Genomic DNA, 4,933 nt, shown 5'->3' with positions numbered 1-4,933 from the left:
GGCACGAGACCCTTCGTACGGTCTTCCCGGACACCGACGGAACACCCCGTCAAGTCGTCCTCGACCCGGACCAGGCGCTGGTCCGGCTTCCCGTCCACCGGATCGACCCCGCCGGACTGGACGAAGGACTCGTCGCCGGTGCCGCCACGGGTTTCGATCTGACCACCGAGCCGCCGCTCAAGGCCGAGCTGTTCACCCTCGGCCCGGACACCCACGCCCTGCTGGTCGTCGTGCACCACATCGCCGGTGACGCCTGGTCCATGGTCCCGCTGGCCCGAGACCTGTCCACGGCGTACGCCGCCCGCCGTCGCGGCACCGCACCCGAGTGGACCCCGCTGCCCGTTCAGTACGCCGACTACACACTCTGGCAGCGGGAGTTGCTGGGCCGGGAGGACGACCCGGACAGTCTGATCTCCCGTCAGTTGGCGTACTGGACGCGTACGCTGGCCGACCTCCCGACGGAGTCGGCGCTTCCCACCGACCGCCCGCGACCCGCCGTGGCGAACCATCGCGGCGGCATGGTGCCGGTGCGCATCGAAACCGATCTGCACCAGCGGCTCTCGGCACTGGCCGAGGATCATGGGGCGACGCTGTTCATGGTTCTCCAGGCCGGCTTCGCCGCGCTGCTCACCCGGCTGGGCGCGGGCACCGACATCCCCATCGGATCCCCCGTCGCGGGGCGTACCGACGACGCGCTCGATGATCTCGTCGGCTTCTTCGTCAACACCCTCGTCCTGCGGACCGACACCTCCGGCGACCCGGCCTTCGGCGAACTGCTCGCCCGCGTACGAGAAACGGACCTGGCCGCCCACGCGAACCAGGACGTGCCCTTCGAGCACCTCGTCGAGATCCTCAACCCCGACAGATCGCTGAGCAGGCACCCGCTGTTCCAGACGATGCTGACCTTCACGAACGGGCTCGACGCGCGCGTCGAACTGCCCGGCCTGAGCGTCGTCGCCGAACAAGTGGATCCGGGTACTTCGAAGTTCGACCTGGCGCTCCATCTGACCGAGTCCTCCACCGCCCTCGGCGCCCCGGACGGAATCGAGGGGTACGCCGGATACAGCACGGATCTGTTCGACCGGGCCACCGTCCGCACCCTGACCGTCCGGCTGGTGCGGCTCCTGGAGCAGGCGACGGCCGACCCCGGCCGGCGGATCGGCGCGCTGGAGATACTGGACGAGGCCGAGCGCCACCGCGTCCTGGTGGAGTGGAACGGCGGCGGCGCCCGCGCGGCGACGCCCCCCGTACTGCTGCCGGAACTGTTCGAGCGGCAGGCCGCGGCCACCCCGGGGGCCCGCGCGGCGGCCGCGCCGGACGCCGAACTCTCCTATGCGCAGACCGAGGCCCGGGCCAACCGCCTGGCTCATCTGCTGATCTCCCGGGGGATCGGACCGGAGCGGGTGGTCGCCGTCGCACTGCCCAACTCCGCCGAACTGGTGGTGACCCTGCTCGCGATACTCAAGGCGGGGGCCGCCTATCTGCCGATCGACCTCGCCCACCCCGGCGCGCGGATCTCCGCCCTGCTCGCCGACGCCGCCCCCGCGCTGCTGGTGACAACCGCCGAGGCGGCGGCGGGATTACCGGAGAGCCCGGACACCGTACGACTGTCACTCGGGCATCCGGACATCGCGCGGGCGCTGGAGCGGCAGCCCGTGACCCGCCCCACCGACACGGACCGGGTCGCCGCGCTGCTGCCCGACCACCCCGCGTATGTGATCTACACCTCGGGCTCGACCGGCGAACCGAAGGGTGTGGTGGTCGCCCACCGAGGCCTGGCCGACTATGTGGCCCGCGCCAAGCGCACCTACACCGGCCTGGACGGCACGGTCCTGGTCCCCACATCGCTCGCCTTCGACCTGTCCGTCACCGGACTGTACGGAGCGCTGACCTCCGGGGGGTGCGCCGTGGTGGCCGAACTCGACGAGACCCCCTGGACGACGGCGCTGCTGGCCCGCACCCCGGCGACGTTCATGAAGGCCACCCCGAGCCATCTGGCGCTGCTCGCCACGCTGCCGGCCGGGTTCGCCCCGGTGAAGCAACTGATGCTCGGCGGTGAGGCACTGCGTACCGGACCGCTGGAATCATGGCGCGAACAGCACCCCGACGTGGCCGTGGTCAACCACTACGGCCCGACGGAGGCCACCGTCGGATGCCTCGACTTCCCTCTCGCCCCGGGCGAGGAGCCGGGCGGTACGACGGTCCCCATAGGCCGCCCGATGGCCAATACGCGGGTGTATGTGCTGGATGGTGGGTTGCGGCCGGTGCCGCCGGGTGTGGTGGGGGAGCTGTACATCGCCGGAAGGCAGTTGGCCCGGGGGTATTGGCGTCGTCCCGGTCTGACGGCGGAGCGGTTTGTCGCGGATCCGTTCGACCGTCTCGGTTCGCGGATGTATCGCAGTGGGGATCTGGCGCGGTGGTCGGTGGACGGGGTGCTGGAGTTCGCGGGGCGTGTGGACGATCAGGTGAAGGTGCGGGGTTTCCGGGTCGAGCTGGGTGAGATTGAGGCGGTGTTGTCCGGTCATCCTTCAGTGGCGCGGGTGGTGGCGGTGGTGCGGGAGGACCGTCCGGGGGATCAGCGGATTGTGGCCTATGCGGTCCCGATCGCGGGCGTCGTGCCCGAGGTCGGGGAGTTGCGGGAGTTCGCGGCGGGCCGGTTGCCTGAGTACATGGTTCCGGCTGTGTTCACGCTCCTTGGTGAACTGCCGTTGACCAGGAACGGCAAGCTCGACCGGGCGGCCCTGCCGGTGCCGGACATCGCGGTTCCGGCCTCGGGGCGGGGCCCGCGTTCGGCGGTGGAAGAGGTCTTGTGCGGGCTGTTCGCCGAGGTGCTGGGTGTGCCCCGGGTGGGGATCGACGACGGATTCTTCGCCCTGGGGGGTCATTCGCTGCTCGCCACCCGGCTGATCAGCCGTATCCGCACCGTACTGGGGGCGGAACTCCCCATCCGCGCCGTGTTCGAGGCCTCGACGGTGGCCGCTCTCGCCACCCGGCTGGACAGCGCCCATGGCCGGAGCCGGCCTCCCGTCCGCCGCTCCGTACCGCGCCCGGAAGCGATCCCGCTGTCCTTCGCCCAGCGCCGGCTGTGGTTTCTGCACAAACTGGAAGGGGCGAGCCCGAACTACAACCTTCCCTTCGTCGTACGGCTGGAAGGAGTGCTCGACCGTGCCGCGCTCGCCGAGGCGCTCGCCGATGTCGTGGCCCGGCACGAGACCCTCCGTACGGTGTTCTCGGAGGTGGACGGGGTGCCCCGGCAGGTCGTTCTGGACCCCGGGTCCGCCTCCGTGGCGCTTGCGGTACACGAGATCACCGCCGACGGGCAGGAGGCGGGGCAGGCCGGGGAGCCCGGGGAGCCCGGGGAGGCTCTGCTCGCCGAGGCCGTGGCCGCCGCCGCGGCCCATCGGTTCGAGCTGACCGCCGAGCCGCCCCTGAAGGCGGAACTGTTCGCGCTCGGCCCTCAGACGCACGTCCTGGTGGTGGTCATCCACCACATAGCGGGGGACGGCTGGTCGAACGGCCCGCTGGCCCGGGATCTCTCCGACGCCTACGCGGCGCGCCGGGCGGGCCGAGCCCCGCAGTGGACCCCGCTGCCTGTTCAGTACGCCGACTACACACTGTGGCAGCAGGAGCTGCTGGGCCGTGAGGACGACCCGGACAGTGTGATCGCCGGACAGATCGCCCACTGGACGAACGCGCTCGACGGGCTGCCCGGGGAACTGGACCTGCCCACCGACCGGCCCCGCCCGGCAGTGGCCGGCCACACCGGCGGAACCGTGCCGGTCTCCGTCGACGCCGAACTCCACGCCCGCCTCGACGCGCTGGCCCGCGAGTCCGGCGCCAGCCTGTTCATGGTGCTCCAAGCCGGCCTCGCCGCACTGTTCACCCGGCTGGGCGCGGGCACCGACATCCCGCTCGGCAGCGCGATCGCCGGGCGCACCGACGACGCGCTCGACGACCTCGTCGGATTCTTCCTCAACACTCTCGTGCTCCGCCTGGACACCTCCGGCGACCCGCGATTCTGCGAGCTGGTGGCACGGGTGCGGGAGACCGCGCTGGCCGCCTACGCCCACCAGGACGTGCCCTTCGATCGTTTGGTGGAGGTGGTGAACCCGGCCAGATCGGTGGCCCGGCACCCGCTCTTCCAGACCATGCTGACCCTGCACAACAACGCCGAGCCCCGGCTCGTCCTGCCCGGCCTTGAGGTGAGCCCGGGCATGGCGGAGGTCGGCACGGCCAAGTTCGACCTCTCCTTCGGCCTCAACGAGGTACGCGGCCCGGCCGGTGAGCCCGAAGGGCTCGTCGGCACCCTCGAATACAGCGCCGATCTGTACGACCACCGCACCGCCGAGAACATGGCGGCCCGCTTGGTACGCCTCCTCGATGCCGCGACCGCCGACCCGGAACAGCGCCTCGGCGCACTGGAGATCCTCAGCGCGGCCGAACGCGAGCGGGTCCTTGGGTCCTGGAACGACACCGGCCCCGAGGCCGCACCGGCGACACTGACGCGGCTGTTCGAGGCGCAGGTCACCCGCAGCCCGGACGCGGTGGCCGTGGTGTTCGAAGGGACGCGCCTCTCGTACGCGGAGCTGAACGCCCGGGCGAACCGGCTGGCGCGGTGGCTGGTGGAGCGGGGCGCCGGAGTGGAACGGTTTGTGGCGGTGTCCCTGCCGAGGTCGCTCGATCTGGTGGTGGCGCTGCTGGCGGTGGTGAAGTCAGGCGCGGCCTATGTGCCGATGGACCCCTCGTATCCGCAGGACCGTGTTGACGACATGACGGAAGACGCCCGTCCGGTCCTCACCGTGGACGAGTCCACACTCATCGGCCTCGACCTCTCCGCCTATTCCTCCGCCGATCTCGGAGTGGTGATCGATCCTTCGCATCCGGCGTATGTGATTTATACGTCGGGGTCTACGGGGCGGCCGAAGGGTGTGGT

The 4,933-nt window shown here is 71.0% G+C and carries 1 protein-coding gene; it reads left to right on the top strand.

Annotated elements, in window-relative coordinates:
- A partial coding sequence (locus tag IE247_RS33750) for a non-ribosomal peptide synthetase (protein ID WP_190127192.1) occupies nucleotides 1-4,933 on the top strand: 4,933 nt, incomplete at both ends.

The organism is Streptomyces inusitatus (assembly GCF_014651115.1).
Classification (GTDB): Bacteria; Actinomycetota; Actinomycetes; order Streptomycetales; family Streptomycetaceae; genus Streptomyces; species Streptomyces amakusaensis.
Note: the sequence above shows the minus strand (reverse complement) of the source record. Positions and strands in the feature narration are given on the sequence as shown.